Source organism: Actinoplanes aureus (genome assembly GCF_015704865.1).
GTDB classification, from domain to species: domain Bacteria; phylum Actinomycetota; class Actinomycetes; order Mycobacteriales; family Micromonosporaceae; genus Actinoplanes; species Actinoplanes aureus.
Genome location: NZ_JADQTO010000047.1, coordinates 12,202 through 34,568 on the forward strand (window position 1 = coordinate 12,202; position 22,367 = coordinate 34,568).

Consider the following 22,367-nt stretch of genomic DNA (forward strand, 5'->3'; position numbering starts at 1 on the left):
GCTTCCCGGCATGGAAGGCATCATCGACACCGTCGTACTCGTGGCGATCTCGGTCGTGGGCGCGGCACTGGCCCGCCGGCTGGGATTCGTGGCACCGCTGGTGCTGCTGATCGCCGGGCTCGGCCTGTCGTACGTGCCGGGCTTCCCGGAAGCGCACCTCGAGCCGGAGCTCGTGCTGATCGGGATCCTGCCGCCGCTGCTCTACGTGGCCGCGTTGCAGACCTCGGTGCCCGCGTTCCGGCTCGCTCTGCGGCCCATCCTGCTGCTCGCGGTGGGGCTGGTGGTGCTGACCGCGTTCGTGATCGGCTACCTCGTACACATGATGTTGCCCGCGGTCCCGCTTGCCGCGTGCGTCGCGCTGGGTGCCATCGTCGCGCCGCCGGACGCGGTCTCCGCGACCGCGATCGCGCGCCGGGTCGGGCTGCCGCGCCGGGTGGTCACCATCCTGGAGGGCGAGAGCCTGCTCAACGACGCGACCGCGCTGGTCATGGTGCGGGTCGCGGCGGGCGCGCTGGCCGGCGCCGCGGTCGGGTTCGCCGAGATCGCCGGCGAGGTGGCGCTCAAGGCCGGTGGCGGCCTGGCGATCGGTTTCGGCTTCGCGGTCGCCGCCGCCTGGCTGCACCGCAAGATCGAGGACCCGCTGCTGGACGACGCGGTGGCGCTGCTGACCCCGTTCATCGTCGTGATCGTCGCCGAGAAGCTGCACACCTCCAGCGTGGTGGCCGTGGTCATCGCCGGCCTGTATCTGGGACACCGGATCCCGTACCTGCTCTCCGCCTCCTCGCGGCTGCAGATGGACGCGGTCTGGCGGCTGGTCAACTTCCTGCTGGAAGGCGTGGTCTTCCTCCTGGTCGGCCTCCAGTTGCGCTCCGTGGTGAACAGCATCGAGACCGACATGACCACGACCCTGCAGGTCACCGCGGTGGTCTTCGGTGCGCTGGTGCTGATCCGGTTCCTCTGGATGTACCCGGCCACCTATCTCGCCCGGCTCATCCCACGGGTCCGCAACCGCGAGGCCCGGCCACCGGCGACCGTGCCGACCGTCATCGCCTGGGCCGGGATGCGCGGCGTGGTGACCCTGGCCGCGGCACAGACCCTGCCGATCCCCGGAACCGAGGACGTGCCGGAATACCCGCGCGAGCTGTTCGTCTTCGTCGCGTTCGCGGTCATCGTGCTCACCCTGCTGATCCAGGGCACGACTCTGCCCTGGCTGGCGAGGCGCCTCCGGGTAAGCGAGGACAGCAGCGCCCAGGACGCCCTCGCCGAGGCGGGTGTGCAGCATTCGGCGAGCCGGGCTGCCCTGGAAGCGCTGGAGGAGCACGCCGACGGCGCGCCGAAATCGGTCGTGGAGCGGCTCCGCGGGCTGGTCGAGAGCCGGTCCAACAACGCCTGGGAGCGGCTCGGCAGTCAGGAGCGGGAAACCCCCTCGGCGGCGTACGGTCGATTGCGGCGCGAGATGATCAAAGCCGAGCGGCACGTCTTCAAGATCGCCCGGAACGAGGGGCGGATCCCCGAGGAGGTGCTGGTCCGCGCCCAGCGCGAGCTCGACCTGGAAGAGTCCCAGCTGCAACGGAGTGACGATTGACCTGCCAGCATCTCAAGGAAGCGACCGACACCGCGCCGCTGAGCGCATACCCGGACGGCTGCCCGCAGTGCGTGGCCGAGGGCTTCCACAACTGGGTGCACCTGCGCCTCTGCCTCGGCTGCGGGCTGGTCGCCTGCTGCGACTCGTCGCCGCGCCGGCACATGTCCGCACACCACGCCGCCGAGGGGCATCCGGTGATGCGCTCCTTCGAACCGGGGGAGAACTGGCGCTGGTGCTTCGACGACGAACTGCTCGGCTGAGATGCGCGTCCTCGTGGTCGGGGCCGGCGCGACCGGCGGGTACTTCGGCGGGCGGCTGCTGGAGGCCGGCCGGGACGTGACGTTCCTGGTCCGGCCGGGCCGGGCGGCCCGGCTGGCCGAGCGCGGGCTGCGGATCAAGGGGCAGGCCGTGCTGCACCCGCGGACCGCGGTGAGCGGCACCTACGACCTGGTCCTGCTGGCGGTGAAGAGCTATCACCTGGAGGCGGCGATGGCCGATCTCGCACCGGCGGTCGGCCCGCGTACCGTGATCATCCCGCTGCTCAACGGCATGCGGCACGTCGATGCGATGGTCGGGGCGTTCGGCGCGGAACGGGCCTGGGGCGGCGTCTGCATGATCCATGCGACGTTGGACGCCGACGGCGACGTCGTACAGATGACCGGGCTGCACCGGATCGCCTACGGGCCGCTCGACGGCGGTCCGGACGACCGTCTCGAGGAGGTGACCGCGACGCTGACCGGCGCGGGCTTCGACGCGCGGCCGTCGACGGCGATCGTGCAGGAGATGTGGGAGAAATGGGTGCTGCTGGCCACCCTCGGCGCGGCGACCACGCTGCTGCGGGCCTCGGTGGGCGCGATAAACGCGGCGCCCGGCGGCGCGGCCTTCGGCCAGGCGCTCGCCGCCGAAGCGGTCGCGGTGGCCACCGCGGCCGGTCACCCGCCGCGCGCCAAAGCGCTGGCCATGCTCGAAGGCGCGATCTCCACGACCGAGCCGACGACCTCCTCGATGTACCGTGACCTCACCCAGGGCCTCCCGGTCGAGGCGGACGCGATCGTCGGCGACCTGGTCGCCGAGGCGGCCCGGCACGGCGTTGCGGTGCCGCTGCTGTCCGCGGCCTACACCGGGCTCGCCATCTACAGCGCGGCACGCTAGTCAGGCTTTTCCGGGGTACGCGTATCCGCCGTCCCGCCGAATTCGCACCTCCCGCCCTGCCGCGCGATCCGCCTGCCCGGTGACGGCCCCAGCGCGCCCGCCGGGACCATGCAGGTGGTCGCGCTCACCCCGCGGCGCCGGTTTCGGTCAGAGCAGGGCGGTGCGGGTGGCGGGGACGTGGACGAGCAGGCTCTCCGCCTCGCGGGACACCCGCCGGGCGTCGCAGGCGCGGGCCCGCTCGTAGACGGCGACGGTCTGCGCGGCGATCGCCGGCCAGCTGAAGTCCTGGCGGACGCGGTCCAGGGCGCGCAGGGCGAGCGCGCGGGCGTACTCGCGGTCGGCCAGCACCTCGCCGGTCGCGGCGGCCAGGGTGGCCGGGTCGCCGGGGAGGAACTTCACGCCGGTCACCCCGTGCTCGACGATCTCGGCGAGGCCACCGGTGTCGGCGACCGCGACCGGGGTGCCGGCGGCGGCCGCCTCCAGCGCGACCATGCCGAACGGTTCGTAGATGCTGGGCACCACGTAGCAGTCCGAGGCGCCCATCAGCGCGGTCAGCTCGTGCCCGCCGAGGAACCCGGCGAAGGTCACCCCGGGCGTGGCGACGGCTTCCAGTTCTTCCCGGTACGGGCCGTCGCCGGCGATCACCACGCGCAGGTCCGGATGCCGTTCCCGCAGGATCGGAACGGCGGCCAGCAGGTGCTGCACGCCCTTCTCGTAGACGAGCCGGCCGGCGTAGCTGACCAGGGGACCGTCGCCGGCGTACCGGGCGCGGGCGGCGGCGACCGCGCGGGGGCGGGACCGCCAGCGCAGCGTGTCGACCCCGTTGAAGACCACGTCGGTACGCCCGGCCGGCACCCCGAACAGGCGGCCCACCTCGCGTTTCATGTACGCCGAGCAGACGATCGTGCGGGCCGCCCCGGTCGCCAGCCAGCGCTCGATGTCGTCGATCGTGCGGTTGTGCGCGGCCGGCAGCCAGCCCTGGTGCCGGCCGGACTCGGTGGCGTGGATCGTGGCGACCAGCGGCACGTCCAGGTGGCTCTGGAGGGTCACGGCGGCGTGGGCGACCAGCCAGTCGTGGGCGTGCACCACGTCGTACCGGCCGGTGCGGGCGGCGGTGAGCGCGGCCCGGGTGAGTGTGTGGTTGAACGCCATGGCCCAGCCCAGCAGGTTTCCGCCGGACGTCTCGAAGGCGGGTGGATCGTCGGGGGCGCGGATCACGCGTACCCCTTCGGTGTATTCCTCCAGCAGCGCGCCCGGTGTGTGCCGGGTGACCACGGTGACCTCGTGCCCGGCCGCCGCCAGGGTGGTGGCGAGCGCGTGCACGTGCCGGCCGAGCCCGCCGATCAGCAGCGGCGGGTACTCCCACGACAGCATCAGGATCCGGGTCACAGTGAGTACCCTCGTTTCACTCGCAGGACCTCCGCGACCGAGCGGGCCGAGAACGGGCAGCCGGTGGCCCGGTGCGGGGCGTCGCCGTCCGCGGTCTCGCTCACCGAGCCGACACCCCACTCCGACAGGTGCGCCTCGAGACCGGTGAGCACACCCTCGGGCGGGCGGCCGGTGGCGGCGCAGGCGTCGGCGTACGGGCCGATCAGCCACGGCCAGACCGTGCCCTGGTGGTACGCCATGTCCCGGTCGTCCCGCCCGCCGCGGTGCCGGCCCTGGTAGCCGTACTCGTTCTCGGCGAGGGTGCGCAGCCCGAGCGGAGTGAGCAGCGTCTCCCCGATGGTACGGACGGCGGCGCCGCCGTGACCCCGCATCGGCGCGTGCGGCAGCGACCAGGCGAGCAGCTGGTTCGGCCGCAGCGACGGGTCGTCGTGGTGTGCGCCGGCCCCGAGCGGATAGGTGGCGGCGGGTCCCTCGACCACGTCGTACAGCCAGCCCTCCGGTGCCGGGAAGCGGGCGACGAAGGACTCCCGGGCCCGGGCGTGCCGGGCGCGCGGCTCGCCGTCGTCGATCCCGGCCTCGGCGAGCAGGTCGCACATGGCGGCCAGCGCGTTCACCCAGAGCGCGTTGATCTCCACGGGCTTGCCGATCCGCGGGGTGACCGGCCCGTCACCGGTCCAGCCGTTCATCCAGCTGCCGGCATCGTGCCCGGCCGGCGGGGACAGGCGCAGCAACTCGTCGGCCGGGTCCACACTGAGCGGCCCACTGCCGGAGAGCCGGCGCCGCAGCAGGCGGCCGAGCGGCATGGCGAGCTTGGCGGCCAGGTCGCTGTCGCCGGTCCGCGTGACGTGCCGGTCGACGGCGTGCGCCAGCCAGAGCGGCGAGTCCAGGCTGTCGTGGCGCTGCCACGGCTCCTCGGTCCTGGCGGCCGCGCGGGTCGCCATCCGGGTCCGGCTGATCAGCAGTTCCCGACCCTCGTCGGCCCGGCCGGTGTCCAGGAACAATCCCTCGTACGCGGTCATCGTGTCGCCGAGGTAGCCACCGAACCACGGGTAACCCGCCACCACGTCCGGCCCGTCGGGAGCCCGGATCACGAACCTGTCCGCGGCGAGGACGAGCGTTCCGGCGTACCCCTCTGCTTTTGCGGCGGTGACCAGGCGGTGAGCTCGCTCGCGCTCCGCGGCGATGACCACGGACGCGGCCGGCGGCCGTTCGCTCAGATCGCCGGCCCATGCCGAGATCTCCACCTGCCCGCCCGGCTCGACCTGCTGGAAGAACGTCCCGGCCAGGCAGAGGTCCTCGGTGGCGGACAGACCGCGGTCGGCCTCCAAGCGGGCGTGCACGCCCAGGTGCCACCCGCCGCCCGGCTGCCATCCGGGGCCGGCGAGACGGTACGCGTCCGCCACCACCACGCCGTCGGCCACCGGTTCGACGTTCAGCGGCGGGCCGTCGGCGTGCCGTTCGCCGTGCGCGTCCCGCCAGGTGCACATGGCCGCGATCGCCAGCCCGACCGGCCCGGGCGCGTTCACCACCCGGTGCACGACGGCGAGCGACGGATAGCCGTGCCGCAGCGCCAGTTCCCGCTCGATCACCACGTCGCCGATCCGCCACCGCCATCGGGGCAGACCGTCGGCGAGCGTGAACGTCTCCAGGAAGCGGTGCCCGGCCGGATCGACGGCACCGGACTCCCACTCGTGTGTGAAGAGCGCCACCTTGGTGCCGGAGTGCAGCGTCACCGTCAGATCAAGGGCAGCAAGGGCGGTGTGACGCACCGAGTCCTGACCGGAAACGGTCATTAGGGCGTGATAGCGGCGGGTGCGCAGCCCGCTCACGGTTCCCGTTGCATACCCACCGATCCCGTCAGCGACCAGCCACTCCCGGCCTCCGCCGCCGTCGTCGCTGAGGGAACCGCAAATCTGCGGCCCGAACGTGAACTGATCAGATTGCGGCACGATGCCTCAATGCTCATTTTGCGACACGCCAAACCCCCGGACGGGGAGATATCAGCGGCTAACCGGACAGTCGGGCCGACGTTAGCAGTCAGGTCCGCGAGAATGACCACTGACGCGGCCGCGCAGGGTTAGCCGGTCCCTCTGACGGGCAAGCATGCGCCCGCCGGCCGCGATTAGGCAGCGATCGGCCGAGGGGTGGGAGCACGACATGCAGGTCTGGCCTGGTCACCGGTACCCGCTGGGTGCCACGTACGACGGGACCGGCACGAACTTCGCGATCTTCTCCGAGGTGGCCGAGGCGGTCGAGCTCTGTCTGTTCGACCCGTCCGGCAACGAGCGGAAGGTGCAGCTCCACGAGCAGGACGCGTTCGTCTGGCACGCGTACCTGCCGGGGGTGGAGCCGGGCCAGCGGTACGGCTACCGCGTCTACGGGCCGTACGAGCCGCACCGGGGACTACGGTGCAACCCGCACAAGCTGCTCCTCGACCCGTACGCCCGGGCGGTCGACTCGGACATCGAGTGGCATCCGTCGCTGTACGCCTACGACTTCGCCAACCCGGACCAGATGTCGGACCTGGACTCGGCGCCGTACATGTCCAAGGGCGTGGTGGTGAACCCGTACTTCGACTGGGGCAACGACCGGCGCCCGGACATCCCGTACCACCACTCGGTGATCTACGAGACCCACGTGAAGGGCCTCACCCAGCGGCACCCGGAGATCCCGCGGGACATGCGCGGCACCTACTCGGCGATCGGCCACCCGGCGATCGTCGAGCACCTGAAGAGCCTCGGCGTGACCGCGGTCGAGCTGATGCCGGTGCACCAGTTCGTCCACGACAACCGGCTGCACGACCTGCGGCTGCGCAACTACTGGGGCTACAACACGCTGGGTTTCTTCGCGCCGTACCACGGTTACTCGGCGATGGGCTCGCTCGGCCAGCAGACCCAGGAGTTCCGGGGCATGGTCAAGGCGCTGCACGCGGCCGGCATGGAGGTCATCCTCGACGTGGTCTACAACCACACCGCCGAGGGCAACCACCTGGGGCCGACGCTCAGCCTCAAGGGCATCGACAACCGGACCTATTACCGGTTGGTGGACGATCAGCCGCAGTTCTACATGGACTACACCGGTACGGGTAACAGCCTCAACGTGCGCAGCCCGCAGAGCCTCCAGCTGATCATGGATTCGCTGCGCTACTGGGTCACCGACATGCACGTCGACGGCTTCCGCTTCGACCTCGCCTCCACCCTGGCCCGCGAGTTCTACGACGTGGACCGGCTTTCCACGTTCTTCGAGGTGGTCCAGCAGGACCCGGTGGTCGGCCAGGTCAAGCTGATCGCCGAGCCCTGGGACGTCGGGCCCGGCGGTTACCAGGTGGGCAACTTCCCGCCGAACTGGACCGAGTGGAACGGCAAGTACCGGGACACCGTCCGCGACTTCTGGCGCGGTGAGCCGGCCACCCTGGCCGAGTTCGCCTCCCGGATCACCGGCTCGGCGGACCTGTACCAGGACGACGGGCGCAAGCCGTTCCACTCGATCAACTTCGTGACGGCGCACGACGGGTTCACGCTCAACGACCTGGTCTCGTACAACGACAAGCACAACGAGGCGAACGGCGAGGAGAACCGGGACGGCGAGAGCCACAACCGGTCCTGGAACTGCGGCATCGAGGGGCCCAGCACCGACGAGAAGGTGCTCCAGCTGCGCGCCCGGCAACGGCGTAACTTCCTGGCCACCCTGATGCTCAGCCAGGGCGTACCGATGATCTCGCACGGCGACGAGCTGGGCCGCACCCAGCAGGGCAACAACAACGCGTACTGCCAGGACAACGAGCTGAGCTGGATCGACTGGGAGAACGCCGACGAGCAGCTGCTGGACTTCGCCCGCAAGCTGACCGCGTTCCGGCACCGGCACCAGGTGTTCCAGCGCCGCCGCTTCTTCACCGGGCTGCCGGTGACCGCCCGCGGCGGCGGCGACCCGCTCCCGGACCTGGAGTGGTTCACCCCGGACGGCCGGCAGATGGCCGGCGACGACTGGGGCAACGACTTCGGCCGGGCGGTGGCGCTCTTCGTCAACGGCGAGGGCATCCGCGAGCGCGGCCGGTACGGCCAGCGTCACGTGGACAGCTCGTTCCTGCTCTTCTTCAACGCGCACGACGCGCCGCTCGAGTTCACCACCCCTCCCGCGGAGTACGGGGAGAAGTGGGAAAGAGTCATCGAAACCGCCGATCCGTCCCCGGATCGCCCGTCCGTCGTGGAGGCCGGACACAAGATCTGGGTACCGGACCGATCCCTCATCGTGCTGGACAGGACGGTGTGATGCCCCCGAGCAGTACCTATCGAGTCCAAGTCCGCCCCGACTTTCCCCTGCAGGCCACCGCCGAGATCGCTGACTACCTCGCCGACCTCGGGGTGAGCCATCTCTACTCCGCCCCGCTGCTGACCGCGGCTCCCGGCTCCGAACACGGCTACGACGTGGTGGACCACTCGCAGGTCAGCCCGGCGCTCGGCGGTGCCGACGGCCTGCGATCGCTGAGCCGCGCGCTCCAGGCGGCGGACCTCGGCCTCGTGGTGGACATCGTGCCCAACCACGCCGGCGTGGCGGTTCCCGCCGTCAACCCCACCTGGTGGGACGTCCTGAAAAAAGGTCAGAAATCAGAATTCTCTGGGTTCTACGACATCGACTGGGAGCGCGGGCGGATCCTGCTGCCCGCGCTGGCCGACGACCCGGACGCGCTGGACGACCTGCGCATCGAGGACGGCGAGCTGCGGTACTTCGAGAAGCGGTTCCCGATCGCGGACGGCACCGGCGAGGGCAGCCCCCGCGAGGTCCACGACCGGCAGCACTACGAGCTGGTCAACTGGACCCGCGGCGACTCCGAGCTGAACTATCGCCGGTTCTTCGCGATCGTCGACCTGGCCGGCCTGCGGGTCGAGGACCCGGAGGTCTTCGACGCCACCCACGCCGAGATCCTGCGCTGGTACCGCGAAGGCATCGCGCAGGGCATCCGGGTCGACCACCCGGACGGGCTGCGCGACCCCGCCGGCTATCTGAAACGGCTGCGGGAGGCGGCACCGGACGCCTGGATCACCGTGGAGAAGATCCTCGAGCCGGGCGAGAAGCTGCCGGCCTGGCCGGTCGCCGGCACCACCGGGTACAACGCGATGGCCGCGGTCAACGGCGTCTTCGTGGACACCGGCACCGAGTCGTTCTTCGACACCCTGGACCACCACCTGACCGGCGGCACGACCTCCTGGCAGGACCTGGTCCACCAGTGCAAGTACACGGTCGCGACCGAGCTGCTCGCCGCGGAGCTCGGGCGCCTGGCTCGTCTCGTACCGGAGGTCGAGAACGCACCCCGCGCCCTGGCCGAGCTGGCCGCCTGCTTCCCGGTCTACCGCTCCTACCTGCCGTTCGGCTCCCGCTACCTGGCGCAGGCCCGCAGCGAGGCGGGGCGCCGCCGTCCGCAGATGATCGGCGCGCTCGACCAGCTCACCGCCCGGCTGCGCAATCCGGACGACGAGCTGGCGGTCCGTTTCCAGCAGTTCACCGGTGCGGTGATGGCCAAGGGGGTGGAGGACACCGCGTTCTACCGCTGGACCCGGTTCGTCGCCCGCAACGAGGTCGGCAACGACCCGGCGAAGTTCGGCGTCACCGCCGACGAGTTCCACGACGCGGCCGAGGAGTGCCAGCTCGAGTGGCCGGAGTCGATGACCTCCCTCGCCACCCACGACACCAAGCGGGGCGAGGACGTCCGGGCCCGGCTGGCGGTGCTCTCCGAGGTGCCCGGCGACTGGACCGAGGTGGTGCGCCGGTGGGTCCGGTTCGCTCCGCTCCCGGACCCGGCGCTCGCCCATCTGATCTGGCAATGCGCGGTGGGTGCGTGGCCGATCTCCCGGGAGCGACTGCAGGCGTACGCGCTGAAGGCCGCCCGGGAAGCCGGATCGGGTACGAGCTGGCAGCACCCGGACGAGTCGTTCGAGACCACGCTGCGGCAGATGGTCGACAAGATCTACGACGACCCGGCGCTGCACCGCGAGGTCGCCGATTTCGCCGCGTCGATCACCCCGCCCGGCTGGTCCAACTCGCTCAGCCAGAAGCTGGTGCAGCTCACCATGCCCGGTGTGCCGGACGTCTACCAGGGCACCGAGCTCTGGGATTACTCGCTTGTCGACCCGGACAACCGGCGCCCGGTGGACTTCGCCGCCCGCCGCGAGCTGCTGGGCCGCCTGGACGACGGCTGGCTGCCGCCGGTGGACGCGAGCGGCGCCGCGAAAATGCTCGTCACCAGCCGGGTGTTGCGCCTGCGCCGGCAGCGGCCCGAGCTGTTCTCCGGATACCGCCCGATCTTCGCCGACGGACGGGTGGGTGAGCACGTGCTCGCCTTCGACCGGGGCGGGGTGGTGGCGGTCGCGACCCGGCTGCCGGTCGGATTGTCACGCCACGGCGGCTGGCACGACACCGCGCTGTCACTGGACGGACATAGTTGGACGGAAGTGTTCACGAATACCAGCTACGGTGGGAATCGCCTGTCGGTGGCCGAGCTGCTGCAGACCTATCCCGTCGCTCTCCTGGTGAAAGAATGACTCTCTTCGAGGTTTGGGCGCCCGAGAAACCCGTGCGATTGCTGGTCGACGGTGCGGAGCGGGAGATGGAGTCCGGCGACGACGGCTGGTGGCGTCTCGACGTGCCGACCGCGTCCCCGGGCAGTGACTACGCGTTCGTTCTCCCCGGTGCCGACAGCCCGCTGCCCGACCCGCGATCGTCCTGGCAGCCGCAGGGGGTGCACGGTCCCAGCCGGGTCTACGACCACTCCGCCTTCACCTGGACCGATCAGGCGTGGACCGGTCGCCAGCTGCCCGGCTCGGTCCTCTACGAGCTGCACATCGGCACCTTCACCCCGGAGGGCACGTTCGACGCGGCGATCGAGCGGCTCGATCACCTCGTCGAGCTCGGCATCGACCTGGTCGAGCTGCTGCCGGTCAACGCGTTCAACGGCACCTACAACTGGGGTTACGACGGCGTCTGCTGGTTCGCGCCGCACGAGGCGTACGGCGGGCCGGACGGGCTGAAACGCTTCGTCGACGCGGCACACGGCAAGGGCCTCGGCGTGGTGCTGGACGTGGTCTACAACCACTTCGGCCCGAGTGGGGCGTACGCACCGATGTTCGCGCCCTACCTGAGCACCGGCAGCAACACCTGGGGCAGCTCGCTGAACCTGGACGGGCCCGAGGCCGGCGGGGTGCGCCGCTACATCATCGACAGCGTGCTGATGTGGCTGCGTGACTACCACGTCGACGGCCTGCGGCTGGACGCCGTGCACGCGCTGCACGACGACGGCGCGGTGCACCTGCTGGAGCAGATGGCGGTCGAGGTCGAGTCGCTCTCCACCGGCCTGGGCCGCCCGCTGTCGCTGATCGCCGAGTCCGACCTGAACGACCCGAAACTGATCACCCCGCGCGAGGCCGGAGGCTACGGCCTGCACGCTCAGTGGGACGACGACGTGCACCACGCCCTGCACGCACTGGTGACCGGGGAACGGCAGGGCTATTACGGGGACTTCGGCTCGCTGGACTGTCTGCGTACCGTGCTCGAAGGTGCCTTCTTCCACGCCGGCACCTGGTCCAGCTTCCGCGGGCGGCGGCACGGCCGCCCGGTGGACCGGCAGCGCGTTCCCGGCCACCGGTTCGTGGCCTTCCTGCAGAACCACGACCAGATCGGCAACCGGGCGGTCGGCGACCGCCTCACCGCCACGCTCTCGCCCGCCCTGCTCAAGGTCGCCGCCACCCTGCTGCTCACCTCGCCGTTCACGCCCATGCTGTTCATGGGGGAGGAGTGGGCGGCGAGCAGTCCCTGGCAGTTCTTCACCAGCCACCCGGAGCCGGAACTGGCGGCCGCGGTGCAGACCGGACGGCGCAGCGAGTTCGCCCGGCACGGCTGGGCCGAGGCGGATGTGCCGGACCCGCAGGACCCGGCCACCTTCGAGCGTTCCAAGCTGGACTGGTCGGAGCTCGCCAAGCCGGAACACGCCTCGATGCTGGCCTTCTACCGGGAGCTGATCGCGCTGCGCCGCAGCGTGCCGGACCTGTCCGACCCGTGGCTGTCCGGCGTCGAGGTCTGGCACGGCGACCAGCACGTGGTGATCCGGCGCGGCTCGCACGTGGTCGCGGCGAACCTGGCCGGGACGCCGCAGACGGTCAGCATCCGGTCGCTGCCCCGCTCGGTGCTGCTCGCCACCGCGCCCGGCGTGGTGGTCGAGCGGGACCGGCTGGTCCTGCCGCCGGAGAGCGCGGCGGTCGTATCGGTTCGCTGACTTTCCGCCGTCGGCCATCATGTGTTCATGAGCGCCTGGAAGCGGAAACGGTCGCGGCGGAGGAAGTGGCGGAAGCGGGACTTCTGCGACGTGCCGGCGTGTGATTGCGACATCCCCGGATGCGACTGTTTCTCGCTGAGCATGATGCTCCGGTTCACGGCGGTGCTGGCGCGTACCCCCGGAAGTGGCCGGGCGGAACGGGCCGTGACCGGCGCGATCCGCGGTTATCGCCGGGTCTCCCCGCACCTGCCCACCCGGTGCCGGTACGAGCCGACCTGTAGCGCGTACGCGTTGACGGCGATCGAGCGGCACGGATTGCGTACCGGCCTGCGGCTGACCGCGGCCCGGCTGGCGCGGTGCCGGCCAGGTGTCCCGTTCGGTACCGGGGATCCCGTCCCCTGAGATCCTGGTGCACCATGACTCCCTGAGGCGACGGACAGAGGGAGCCGATGGGCGACAGGGACACGGATGACGACGAGGCGGCCTGGCCCGCCCAGCCAGCTCCGACGGAACCGGCGGGCGTGCGTGGGCTGCGCTGGCCGCGCCAGTGGAGCGGTGATCTGGGCTGGGGACTCCGCCGCCGGGTGGAACCCGCGCCGGTCACCGTCGAGGAGATCGCCTCCCGCGACATCGCCGAGCAGGAGGTCCTGGAAGAGGTCATCTCCGAGATCGAGCACCGGTCGATCGTCGACGGGGAGTACCGGTTCAAGGCGTGGCGGCTCGCCGGTCTGGGACTGCTGATCGTCCTGACCCTGGCGGTGACGCTGGGACGGCTGCTGGTCGGCGGACCGCCGTCGGTGGCCGAACTGCGGGCGCAGGCCGGCGTGGACGACTGGACCGAACTGGCCATCGGGGTGAAGGACGACCAGTTCGGTACGGCCTACCGCGATCCGGCGACCGGCGTCTGGTCGGGGTTCGACATCGACATCGCGTACATGATCGCGGAGGATCTCGGGTTCCGCCGCGACGACGTCCGGTTCTACGGGCTGGAGAGCGAGGACCGGGCCCGGATGCAGGCGACCGAGCCGGGCGGCGACAAGCGCGTACCGGTGCAGCTCGTGATCGCCAGTTACAGCATCACGCCGGCCCGTGAGGCGATGGCCGGGGTGACCTTCTCGCAGGGCTACCTGGACACCGAGCAGTCGGTGGCGACGCTTACCGAGCATGCCCCGGTGTCGGCGCTGGAGGATCTGGCCGGCAAGGAGGTCTGCACCCTCTCCACCGCCACCAGCCAGTCCGCCCTGGTCAACTTCAAGGCCGTGGTGGTCCAGAAGAACCGGGTGCGGGAGTGCTTCGAGCTGCTCGACGCGGGCGAGGTCGAAGCGGTGAGCACCGATGCCGCCATCCTGGCCGGCTACAAGCACCGGTTCCCCGACAAGTACGCGCATTGGGACCTCGGCCTGGACGCGACCGAACGCTGGGGGGTCAACGTCGGTGAGAACCCGGCCCTCAAGACGCTCGTCGACCTCACGCTGTACCGCTCCTACATCGACCCGCAGGACGGCCGGTGGGAGGAGGCCTGGCAGGACAACTTCCAGGTCGAGCTGAAGGAGAACGGCACGACGCCGATCGCGATCGCCGAGCAGCCACGGGTGGAACGTCCGGACGTCCGTCAGCTTCCGTGGGAGAACCTGCTGGGATGAACGAGATCCAGACCGGCGCCGTCGCCAAGGAGCGGGTGCTTCCCCGGCAGAACTACCGGGCCGAGCTGAACTGGCTGCTCGCCATGCTCCCCGGTTTCCCGCTGCTGCTGCTCGTCCTGCGGCTGTGGTACCTGAGCCGCCAGGACCTGCCGACCATGCTCCTGCTGGTGCAGTACATCAATCCGCTCGGCATGATCGGCGCCCTCTTCATCACGCTGAGCTGGACCATCCCGGCGATCATCCTGGTGGTCCGGGTGCTTGGCGGCATCCTGCTGGTCAGCGTCCCGGAGCGGACCGCGACGTCGTTCCTGGCCGTGGCGGCGCTGCGGATGCCCGGCTGGGTCGTGGTGATCGCCGCCGGCGTCGCCGCCTTCACCTGGCAGCTGCGCATGCTGCCGCTGCTCATGATGATGGTGGTCGCGATCCTCGGCCTCACCGCGGTGCAGAGCGTCCAGGGCGAGCGGTGGCTGATGCGGTGGATCACGATCGGGGTGCCGGTGCTCACCGGGCTGCTGGTCTGGATCTTCTTCTGGCCGGGTGTGGTGGCCGCTCTGCGAGCCGGTGAGTACAACACCGCGGCGCTGCTCGGCGTACCCCCGCTCATCGGCCCGCTGCTGACCGGGCCGGTGCCGGAACGCTGGGCCCGGATCGCCACCCACTGGCCGGCGGTCGCCGCGGCCTTCGCGATGCCGTTCGTGGTCGGCATCGTCTTCCTCCGCGCCCCGGTCCTGCCGAACAGCGCCATCGAGGTGGCCACCGACGGCGAGCCGGTACGCGTGATCCGCGGCCAGCTCATCTCGGTCGACGACACCTCCACCAGCATGCTGGAGCCCACCGGCGAGGTCACCTTCGTCCCCAACGGCGAGGTCCGCTCCAAGACCCTCTGCCCCGAGCCGGTACGCCCGCCGGACAGCTCGGTGGCGGTCCGCGGCTGGCCGGTCGAGGCGTCAGCACTCCAGTGGATCGCACCGACACGGAAGGTGACGGAGATCGATCCGAGGTGCCTCGGTCGCCCGATGTCGCGGGGTTGAGTGTATTTTCTGCTACGACATGGACGACGCGCCGCCTCCCACGTGCAGACAGCCGAGCATCGACCTGGCAGGCTGCACGCCATGACCTTGCACCTCCGGTGGGCGGGCGTCACCGATCAGGGACACGTCCGGAGCAACAACGAGGACTGTCACTACGCCGGTGACCGGCTCCTCGTCGTCGCGGACGGCATGGGCGGCATGGCAGCCGGCGACTTGGCCAGCCGGATCGCCATCGACGCCATGGTCTCGCTCGACGTCCCGATCGACACCGAGCACCAGATGGACGCGCTGCACAAGGCGCTCGAAGTGGCCAACGGGCGGATCGCCGAGTGCGTCGCCGCCGACCCGACGCTGGCGGGCATGGGCACCACGCTGACGGCCGTTCTCTTCAACGGCGAGCGGGCCGCCATGGCGCACGTCGGTGACTCCCGGGCGTACCTGCTGCGCGACGGCCGGCTCAATCAGCTCACCAAGGACGACACATACGTCCAGATGCTGATCGACCAGGGCCTGCTCAAGCCGGAGGAGGCGGCCGGGCACCCACGCCGGGCGGTCGTCACCCGGGTGCTGCAAGGGGAGCCGGTCAGTCCCGCGTACGTGATCGTCGAGCCGCAGGCCGGCGACCGGTGGCTGCTGTGCAGCGACGGTCTCACCGGGGTGGTCCCTGACCCGGTGCTGGAGCAGGAGCTGCGTGCCGCACCGGACCCGAAGTCGTGCGCCGAGCGCCTGGTCGACCTCGCCCTGCGCGGCGGCGGCCCGGACAACGTCACCGTGATCATCGCGGACGTGACCGCCGAGAGCTGACCGGGTACCTTACTCCGGCCGCAAGATCGCGGCCGGGACTCTGGTGGTGATCACGACGGTGCGACTGGTCGGCACGCTGGCGCTTGCCCTGGTGGTGGTCGCGTTCGGCGAACTCGTACCCGGTTCGTCGCGTCTCTACAGCGACACGGTGCAACTCCTCGCCGGGCTCGTCGCCGCCGGCGTCTGCTTCGCGGCGGCCCGCAGCCGCGCCGGTGTCCCGCGGCACTGGCGGCACCTGGCCTCGGCCGGCCTGCTTGTCTGGGCCCTGACCCGGCTCTGGTGGGTGATCCAGGACCTGGCCGGCGCCGGACGGGAGGTCCCGGAGGCGATCGCCGGCATCGGCTTCCTGGTGCTGCCGGCCAGCATGCTCGCCGGCCTGCTCGCCTCCACGCACACCCGGCCCCGGCCGGTGCCCACCTCGCCGCGGCGCGACCAGCTCGCGCTGATCATCGACGCCGTGCTGATCACCGGCTCGGTGCTCGCGCTGATCTGGTCGGTGCTGCCGGGCGATCCGCTCGACAAGGTGGCCGACCCGGACCTGCTCGTCTATCCGGTCGCCGATCTGGTCCTGCTGACCATGGCCGGGCTGCTGCTCGCCACCCGGCCCGACTCCCCGGCGGGACGGCGCCCGCTCCGGCTGGCCGGTCTGGCCCTGCTCGCCTTCGGCACCGCCGACACGGCCCGGCTCCTCGGCACCGGGCCGCTGTGGCTGGAGACCGCCGGATACGTGCTCGGGCCGGTATTCCTGATCTTGGCGGCGCTCAGCCCGGCCCGGCCACCGGTGCACCGGCCGGCCGCCGAACTCCTCGAACGGGACTGGCTCCACCTGCTGATCCCGTACGGGCCGGTGCTGGTGGCCGGGGTCGTGCTGGCGGCGCGGACCGTCGCCGGGGATCCGCTGACGCCGTTCCAGGCGTACCTCGGCTGGCTGGGGCTCGCGCTCGTGGTCACCCGGCAGATGCTCACCATCGTGGACAACACCGTGCTGCTGGACCGGGTCGCCGAGGCCCAGCAGCGGCTGCACCACCAGGCGTACCACGATCCACTCACCGGGCTCGCCAACCGCGCACTCTTCCAGGAACGGCTGGTGCTGGCCGTGGAGGCGCACGAGCGGCGGCAGGCGCCGGTCGCGGTGATCTTCGCCGACCTGGACGACTTCAAGCTGATCAACGACACGTTCGGGCACGCCATGGGCGACCGGGTGTTGCAGGCGGTCGGCGAGCGGATGCGGGCCTGCGTACGCTCCACCGACCTGGTGGCCCGGCTCGGCGGCGACGAGTTCGCGGTGGTGCTCGACCAGGGCGGCGAACCCGCGCCGCCGGCGCGGCCCACCGGCGGGCGGCTGCGCACGGTGCTCCGGCAACGCATCGGCGGGCGCCGGTACGTGCTTTCCGCGGCCGGGGTACGCGTGACCGGGAACGCGGACTGGACTCCCCGGCGGTCCGCGCCCCCGCCGTCCGCTCCGGAGCCGGGATGGAACTGGTCGGCCGAGGCGGAGGCGATCGGCCAGCGGGTGCTCGCCGCGCTGCGTGAGCCGTACGTCATCGACGGCCGCTCGGTCAGCGTCGGCGTCAGCATCGGCCTGGTCACCGCGGAGTCCGGTGACCGGCTCTCCGCCGACATCCTGCTGCGCCGCGCCGACGCCGCCATGTACGCGGTGAAACGGCACGGCAAGGGTGCGCTGATCCGCTACACCGGCCCCCGCGACACCGTCCCGAACGCCGATCTGCCGCAACTGCTGGCCGGTGCGCTGGCTGAGGGCGGCAGTCCGGCCGACGCCGGATTCCAGGTGCACTACCAGCCGATCGTCCGGCTCGCCGACAGCCGTACGGTCGCCGTGGAGGCGCTCGCCCGCTGGACCGACCCGGTGGCCGGTCCGGTGCATCCCGACGTGTTCGTCACCATGGCGGAACGCACCGGCCTGGTAGCCGCGATCGACGACTTCGTGCTGGACCGGGCGTGCGCCGACGCCGCCACCCTGGCCGAACGGTTCGGCCACCCGATCGCCCTGCACGTCAACGTCTCCGCGGGGCGGCTCGGGCAGCAAGGGCTGGAGGACGCGGTGAAGGCGGCTTTGGAGCGGTACCGCGTGCCGGCGGAACGCCTGGTCATCGAGATCACCGAGACGTTGCGGATCTCCGACCTGCCCCGGGCCGCAGCGGTCGTGGCACGCCTGCGCGCCCTAGGTGTGCGGGTGGCCCTCGACGACTTCGGCAGCGGCTACAACGCCTTGGCGCAGCTGCACTCCCTCCCGGTCGACATCGTGAAGCTCGACTCCACCCTTACCGACATGAGCGGCGAGCGGGACCGCGCCGGGGCGCTGTGCCGTTCGGTGCTGGCCATCTGCGCGGAGATCGGGATCACGGTGGTGGCTGAGGGCCTGGAGACCGCGGACCGGTCCCGCGCCCTGGCGGACCTGGGCTGCCCACTCGGCCAGGGCTACCTCTTCGGCCCACCGGTCCCCATCACCAGCCTGACGGCCTGAAGCGACCCGCCGGTGGGTGGCTCCGTGCCCGCCGGCAGCCCTGCGCACGCCCTGCAGAGCGGCCGCGACGGGCTCACGCCGCGGCCGCATCGCCGGCGGCGCCTCAAGGCCGATCCGCCGGCGATGAGCGGAGGCCGCCCGGCCCGCGTTTGGCGGCGGTAGCTCCAGGCTGAGATCGGCTCGCGGTGAGCTCACGGCGCCACCGCAGTCGTCCCTCGGCGGCCAGGCTGAGATCGGCTCGCGCTGCGCCACCCGCAGTCGCCCTCGGGCGGCCAGGCTGAGGCCCGCGTGGCGGCTTCTCGACCGCATCAGCCCGGCGGTCGCGCTGCGGCCGTGAGTGGGCAGGCGCCCGCGCGGGGGTCGGCGGGACTGTCGTGACGCGTACCTCCTATCGGGATCGCGGATTGGTGCGCCTGGTCGGCGCCGCCGTGGTGGGGTCCTCGGGCCAGGGATGGCGCGGATAGCGCCCCCGCATCTCGGCCCGGACCTGCGGATATCCCTGCGCCCAGAAGGAAGCTAGGTCGCGGGTGACGGCGACCGGCCGACCGGCCGGGGAGAGCAGGTGCAGCAGCACCGGCACCCGGCCGCCGGCCAGCCGGGGCGCCTCCCGCCAGCCGAACGCCTCCTGCACCTTGACCGCGAGCACCGGCGCGGCGGCGTCGGTGTAGTCGATCCGGATCTGCGACCCGCTCGGCACCGGCAGGCGTTCCGGGGCGATCTCGTCCAGGCGGCCCGCCACCGACCAGGGAAGCAGGCGGCGCAGACTACCGGTGACGTCGAGTTTCGCCAGGTCGGCGCGGCGGCGGGCGGAACCGAGGTCGAGCCAGTCGGGCAGGGTCTCCAGCAACGCGGCGTCCGAGACGTCCGGCCAGGGCGCACCGAGTGCGGCGTGCGCGAAGGCGAGCCGGCTGCGGAGTTCCTCGGCGGAGCGGGACCAGGTGAGCAGGCCCAGACCGGACTCGCGCAGGCCGGTGAGCAGCGCTTCCCTGATCCGTTTCGGGTCGGGGTCGGTGAGCCGAACCGAGGAGAGCGTGATCGCGCCGAGCCGCCGCACCCGGCGGGCGACCACGTCGCCGTCACTCCAGCCGATCTCGGTCTCGTCGGTGAGAAGGGCGGACGCCACCTCGCACGCGGCCGGCTCGTCGAGCGGTGCGGCACTGCGGATGCGAGCGGTACGCGATCCGGCGGTGCGGTCGGCGCCGGCCACCGCGAGCCACGGGACTCCAGCGAGCGGGCTGCCGTCCGGCAGGTCGGCGGCGGTCCCGCCGGCCATGAGATACGCGCGGCCGCCGGGCTCCCGGACCCGCGCCACGCGTTCCGGATATGCGAGGCCGACGACCAGTCCCGCAGCCAGGTCGTCGGGCAGCCGCGCCGGCGTCGATTCGCTGTCCCGCCGGCCCGGGCCACTCACTGGGGCGGCGTCCGTGCCGGCTGGTGGGTGGAGCTCGGCCAAGTTGCTGTCGGTGGCGTCCGGATTGTGTGGTCCGCGGTCCAGGTTGGTGCGTAAGCGACGCACCTCGGCCCGCCAGGCGGGGTCGTTGGTGTCCCGGGCCCGGCGCCAGGCGGCGACCACGTCGCCTGCGTAGGAGCGGTCGTCGTCCAGCACAGCGACGATCTCGGCGGCCCGGCGCGGACCGACCACCGCCGCGCCGTCGAGGAGGGCGCGGGCCAGCCGGGGGTGGAGGCCGGCGCCGGACAGGGCCCGGCCGCGGGGCGTGACCCGGCCGTCCGGGCCGACGGCGCCGAGGTCGTGCAGGGCCGCTGTGGCCGCACGCAACGCGCCTGGCGGGGGTGGGTCGGGCAGGGCCAGCCCGCTGCCGTCCGGATGGCCCCACAACGCCAGGTCCAGGGCGAAGCCGGTGAGGTCGGCGGCCGCGATCTCCGGCTCCGGCTGCGCCGGCAGCCGGTCGTGCATGACTTGCGGCCAGCAGCGGTAGACCCGGCCGGGAGCCTCCCGCCCGGCCCGGCCGGCGCGTTGCTCGGCGCTCGACCGGGAGACCGGCACCGTGGCCAGCGCGCCGAGACCGCGGGCGTGGTCCATCCGCGGCACCCGGCTGAGCCCGGCGTCCACCACCGCCCGCACTCCGGGCACGGTGAGGCTGCTCTCGGCGACCGCGGTCGCCAGCACCACCCGGCGGTGCGGGCCGGCGCGTAACGCGGCGTCCTGGGCGGCGCCGGACTGGCGGCCGTGCAGGGTGATCAGCTCCGCGTCGACGTCGCGGAGGCGCCCGGCGACCGTCTCGATCTCCCGGGCGCCGGGTAGGAAGACCAGCACGTCACCGTCGCCCTCGGCCAGCGCCCGGCGCGTGGTGGCGGCGACGTGGTCGAGCAGGCGGGGATCCACCCGCAAGCCGGTCGGCGGTGTGACCGGACCGGCCGTCGGGGCCCAGATGACCTCCACCGGATGGGTCCGGGCGTGCGCGGTGAGCACCGGCGCGGGGTGGCCTGGCGCACCGAGGACCGCGGCGAGCCGGGCCGAGTCCGCGGTGGCCGAGGTGGCCAGAAGCCGCAGCTCGGGCCGCAGCGCGGCGCGAACCTCGACCAGGAAGGCCAGCGCCAGATCGGAGTCGAGGTGACGCTCGTGGCACTCGTCGAGGACGACCGTCGCGGTGCCGGCCAGCTCGGGGTCCGCCTGCAAGCGCCGGACCAGCAGGCCGGTGGTCACCACCTCGACCACGGTGTCGCGGGACACCTGCCGGTCGCCGCGGACCGCGTAGCCGACCCGGCCGCCGACCCTCTCGCCGAGCAGCGCCGCCATCCGGCGGGCGGCGGCTCGCGCGGCGACCCGGCGCGGCTCGGCCACGATGACCCGCTGCCCGGGCCCGGCCAGGGCGAGCGGGACGAGCGTGGTCTTGCCGGTGCCCGGCGGCGCCACCAGAACCGCCGCCCCGGCGCTCGCGAGCGTGCCGGTCACCGCCGGCAGGACGTGGCGGACCGGGAGCTCAGGCAGGGCGTCGGCGGGAATCAGCACGGGGCCCAGTCTTACCCATGCCTATGACAAGACCGCGAGTTGTCCACAGCTCGCCCGTTGTCCACAGCCTGAGCGGGCGGCGATGTCTCGGGCCCCGATTCGTGGCAGGGTGGCCGTGTTGATTCTTCGGTCTGCCCCTGCAGGCGACGGACCGATCCTGCTTGACTGATCAAGATCGAGGGGGTGACGGAGTGGAGACCTTCAACGCGCTGCCCGCTGAGCGCCTGGCGGAGGAGTTGCTCGCCTGTCTGGCGGCACCGTCCTGGGGCGCCGAGATCGTCGCCAAGCGGCCATATCGGGACCGGGCCGAGCTGCTCTCCGCGGCCGACGCCGCCGCGAGTTCGCTGAGCTGGCCGGATGTGCTGCAAGGGCTGTCCGCGCACCCGCGCATCGGTGAGCGGGCCGCCGGGGAGTCCCGGGAGGCCTCCTGGTCGCGGGCCGAGCAGATGGCCGCGGCGCAGAGCGCCGACGACACCACGCAGGGCGCTCTCATCAAGGTCAATCAGGAGTACGAGGCCAGGTTCGGTCACGTCTTCCTGATCTTCGCGAGTGGCCGGAGCCAGGCCGAGATCCTCACTGTGGCCCGCGAGCGGCTGGGCAACGACGAGGAGACCGAGCGGGCCATCGTGCGGGACGAGCTGCGCAAGATCGCGCTGCTCCGGCTGGAGCGGGTGCTCGATGCCCTCTGATGACGGCACCGCCGCCGAGGCACACGCCCGGATCTCGACGCACATCCTGGACACGGTGACCGGCGACCCGGCCCGCGACGTCTACGTCCGGCTGGAGCGGCGTGATTCGGAGGGCTGGCTGACCGTCGCCGAGGGGCGGACCGATGAGGACGGCCGGCTGCGTTACCGGGTGCCGATGCACGACTGGCAGGCCGGCGGCTACCGGCTCTTCTTCTACGTCGAGCCGTATCTGGGCGGCGACTGCTTCTTCCCGGAGATCACCGTCGCCTTCCACGTGCACGACCCGAACCGTCAGTACCATGTGCCGCTGCTGCTGAGCCGGTACGGCTACACCACCTACCGAGGGAGCTGAGCG

The 22,367-nt window shown here is 71.9% G+C and carries 16 protein-coding genes; 13 read left to right on the plus strand and 3 right to left on the minus strand.

Going from position 1 to position 22,367, the window contains the following annotated elements; all coding sequences use genetic code 11:
• Positions 1-10: 10 nt before the first annotated feature.
• The 3 genes from I4J89_RS46505 to I4J89_RS46515 are packed head-to-tail and all read left to right on the plus strand — an operon-like array spanning position 11 to position 2,737.
• Entirely contained in the window at positions 11-1,585 is a 1,575-nt protein-coding gene (locus I4J89_RS46505) for a Na+/H+ antiporter (protein WP_196420656.1), read from the plus strand.
• On the plus strand, positions 1,582-1,845 hold the full coding sequence (locus I4J89_RS46510) for a UBP-type zinc finger domain-containing protein (RefSeq protein ID WP_196420657.1): 264 nt from the start codon (positions 1,582-1,584) through the stop codon (positions 1,843-1,845). The genes I4J89_RS46505 and I4J89_RS46510 overlap by 4 nt, the downstream gene beginning before the upstream one ends.
• Before the next feature lies 1 nt (position 1,846).
• Positions 1,847-2,737 carry a ketopantoate reductase family protein gene (locus I4J89_RS46515; protein ID WP_196420658.1) on the plus strand — a complete coding sequence of 297 codons (891 nt, stop codon included), beginning with the start codon at positions 1,847-1,849 and terminating at the stop codon, positions 2,735-2,737.
• A 147-nt stretch (positions 2,738-2,884) separates the two neighbouring features.
• Here the strand turns inward: I4J89_RS46515 and I4J89_RS46520 are convergent, their stop codons facing one another.
• Complete coding sequence (locus tag I4J89_RS46520) at positions 2,885-4,126, minus strand: glycosyltransferase family 4 protein (RefSeq protein ID WP_373688216.1); 1,242 nt, start codon at positions 4,124-4,126, stop codon at positions 2,885-2,887.
• Entirely contained in the window at positions 4,123-6,075 is a 1,953-nt protein-coding gene (locus I4J89_RS46525; RefSeq protein ID WP_196420659.1) for an amylo-alpha-1,6-glucosidase, read from the minus strand. Before I4J89_RS46525 ends, I4J89_RS46520 begins: the two co-directional genes overlap by 4 nt.
• Positions 6,076-6,283: 208 nt before the next feature.
• Between I4J89_RS46525 and glgX the strand changes: the two genes are divergently transcribed.
• From glgX to I4J89_RS46565, 8 genes are all read left to right on the plus strand, one after another.
• Positions 6,284-8,395: a glycogen debranching protein GlgX gene (gene glgX, locus I4J89_RS46530; protein ID WP_196420660.1), complete on the plus strand. Its 2,112-nt coding sequence runs from the start codon at positions 6,284-6,286 to the stop codon at positions 8,393-8,395.
• On the plus strand, positions 8,395-10,662 hold the full coding sequence (treY, locus tag I4J89_RS46535; protein ID WP_196420661.1) for a malto-oligosyltrehalose synthase: 2,268 nt from the start codon (positions 8,395-8,397) through the stop codon (positions 10,660-10,662). Before glgX ends, treY begins: the two co-directional genes overlap by 1 nt.
• Positions 10,659-12,389: a malto-oligosyltrehalose trehalohydrolase gene (gene treZ / locus I4J89_RS46540; RefSeq protein WP_196420662.1), complete on the plus strand. Its 1,731-nt coding sequence runs from the start codon at positions 10,659-10,661 to the stop codon at positions 12,387-12,389. The genes treY and treZ overlap by 4 nt, the downstream gene beginning before the upstream one ends.
• Positions 12,390-12,416: 27 nt before the next feature.
• Complete coding sequence (gene yidD / locus I4J89_RS46545) at positions 12,417-12,791, plus strand: membrane protein insertion efficiency factor YidD (protein ID WP_196420663.1); 375 nt, start codon at positions 12,417-12,419, stop codon at positions 12,789-12,791.
• Between the two features lie 47 nt (positions 12,792-12,838).
• On the plus strand, positions 12,839-14,032 hold the full coding sequence (locus tag I4J89_RS46550; RefSeq protein ID WP_196420664.1) for a transporter substrate-binding domain-containing protein: 1,194 nt from the start codon (positions 12,839-12,841) through the stop codon (positions 14,030-14,032).
• On the plus strand, positions 14,029-15,063 hold the full coding sequence (locus tag I4J89_RS46555) for a hypothetical protein (RefSeq protein WP_196420665.1): 1,035 nt from the start codon (positions 14,029-14,031) through the stop codon (positions 15,061-15,063). The genes I4J89_RS46550 and I4J89_RS46555 overlap by 4 nt, the downstream gene beginning before the upstream one ends.
• A gap of 81 nt (positions 15,064-15,144) precedes the next feature.
• On the plus strand, positions 15,145-15,867 hold the full coding sequence (locus tag I4J89_RS46560) for a PP2C family protein-serine/threonine phosphatase (RefSeq protein ID WP_196420666.1): 723 nt from the start codon (positions 15,145-15,147) through the stop codon (positions 15,865-15,867).
• A gap of 46 nt (positions 15,868-15,913) precedes the next feature.
• Positions 15,914-18,352 carry a putative bifunctional diguanylate cyclase/phosphodiesterase gene (locus I4J89_RS46565; RefSeq protein WP_309238784.1) on the plus strand — a complete coding sequence of 813 codons (2,439 nt, stop codon included), beginning with the start codon at positions 15,914-15,916 and terminating at the stop codon, positions 18,350-18,352.
• 388 nt (positions 18,353-18,740) lie between these two features.
• Here the strand turns inward: I4J89_RS46565 and hrpB are convergent, their stop codons facing one another.
• Entirely contained in the window at positions 18,741-21,317 is a 2,577-nt protein-coding gene (hrpB, locus tag I4J89_RS46570; protein ID WP_309238786.1) for an ATP-dependent helicase HrpB, read from the minus strand.
• 197 nt (positions 21,318-21,514) lie between these two features.
• Here hrpB and uraD point away from each other — a divergent pair, with 197 nt between their 5' ends.
• Entirely contained in the window at positions 21,515-22,012 is a 498-nt protein-coding gene (uraD, locus tag I4J89_RS46575; RefSeq protein ID WP_196420668.1) for a 2-oxo-4-hydroxy-4-carboxy-5-ureidoimidazoline decarboxylase, read from the plus strand.
• A complete protein-coding gene (gene uraH, locus I4J89_RS46580; protein ID WP_196420669.1) occupies positions 22,002-22,364 on the plus strand; it encodes a hydroxyisourate hydrolase in 363 nt (120 codons plus the stop codon). The genes uraD and uraH overlap by 11 nt, the downstream gene beginning before the upstream one ends.
• Positions 22,365-22,367 lie beyond the last annotated feature (3 nt).

Bases quoted from the DNA above. Each gene is read 5' to 3' on its own strand.
- I4J89_RS46505 (WP_196420656.1), top strand. From the start codon at position 11: ATGGAAGGCATCATCGACACCGTCGTACTCGTGGCGATCTCGGTCGTG.
- I4J89_RS46515 (WP_196420658.1), top strand. From the start codon at position 1,847: ATGCGCGTCCTCGTGGTCGGGGCCGGCGCGACCGGCGGGTACTTCGGC.
- glgX (WP_196420660.1), top strand. From the start codon at position 6,284: ATGCAGGTCTGGCCTGGTCACCGGTACCCGCTGGGTGCCACGTACGAC.
- treY (WP_196420661.1), top strand. From the start codon at position 8,395: ATGCCCCCGAGCAGTACCTATCGAGTCCAAGTCCGCCCCGACTTTCCC.
- treZ (WP_196420662.1), top strand. From the start codon at position 10,659: ATGACTCTCTTCGAGGTTTGGGCGCCCGAGAAACCCGTGCGATTGCTG.
- yidD (WP_196420663.1), top strand. From the start codon at position 12,417: ATGAGCGCCTGGAAGCGGAAACGGTCGCGGCGGAGGAAGTGGCGGAAG.
- I4J89_RS46550 (WP_196420664.1), top strand. From the start codon at position 12,839: ATGGGCGACAGGGACACGGATGACGACGAGGCGGCCTGGCCCGCCCAG.
- I4J89_RS46555 (WP_196420665.1), top strand. From the start codon at position 14,029: ATGAACGAGATCCAGACCGGCGCCGTCGCCAAGGAGCGGGTGCTTCCC.
- I4J89_RS46560 (WP_196420666.1), top strand. From the start codon at position 15,145: ATGACCTTGCACCTCCGGTGGGCGGGCGTCACCGATCAGGGACACGTC.
- uraH (WP_196420669.1), top strand. From the start codon at position 22,002: ATGCCCTCTGATGACGGCACCGCCGCCGAGGCACACGCCCGGATCTCG.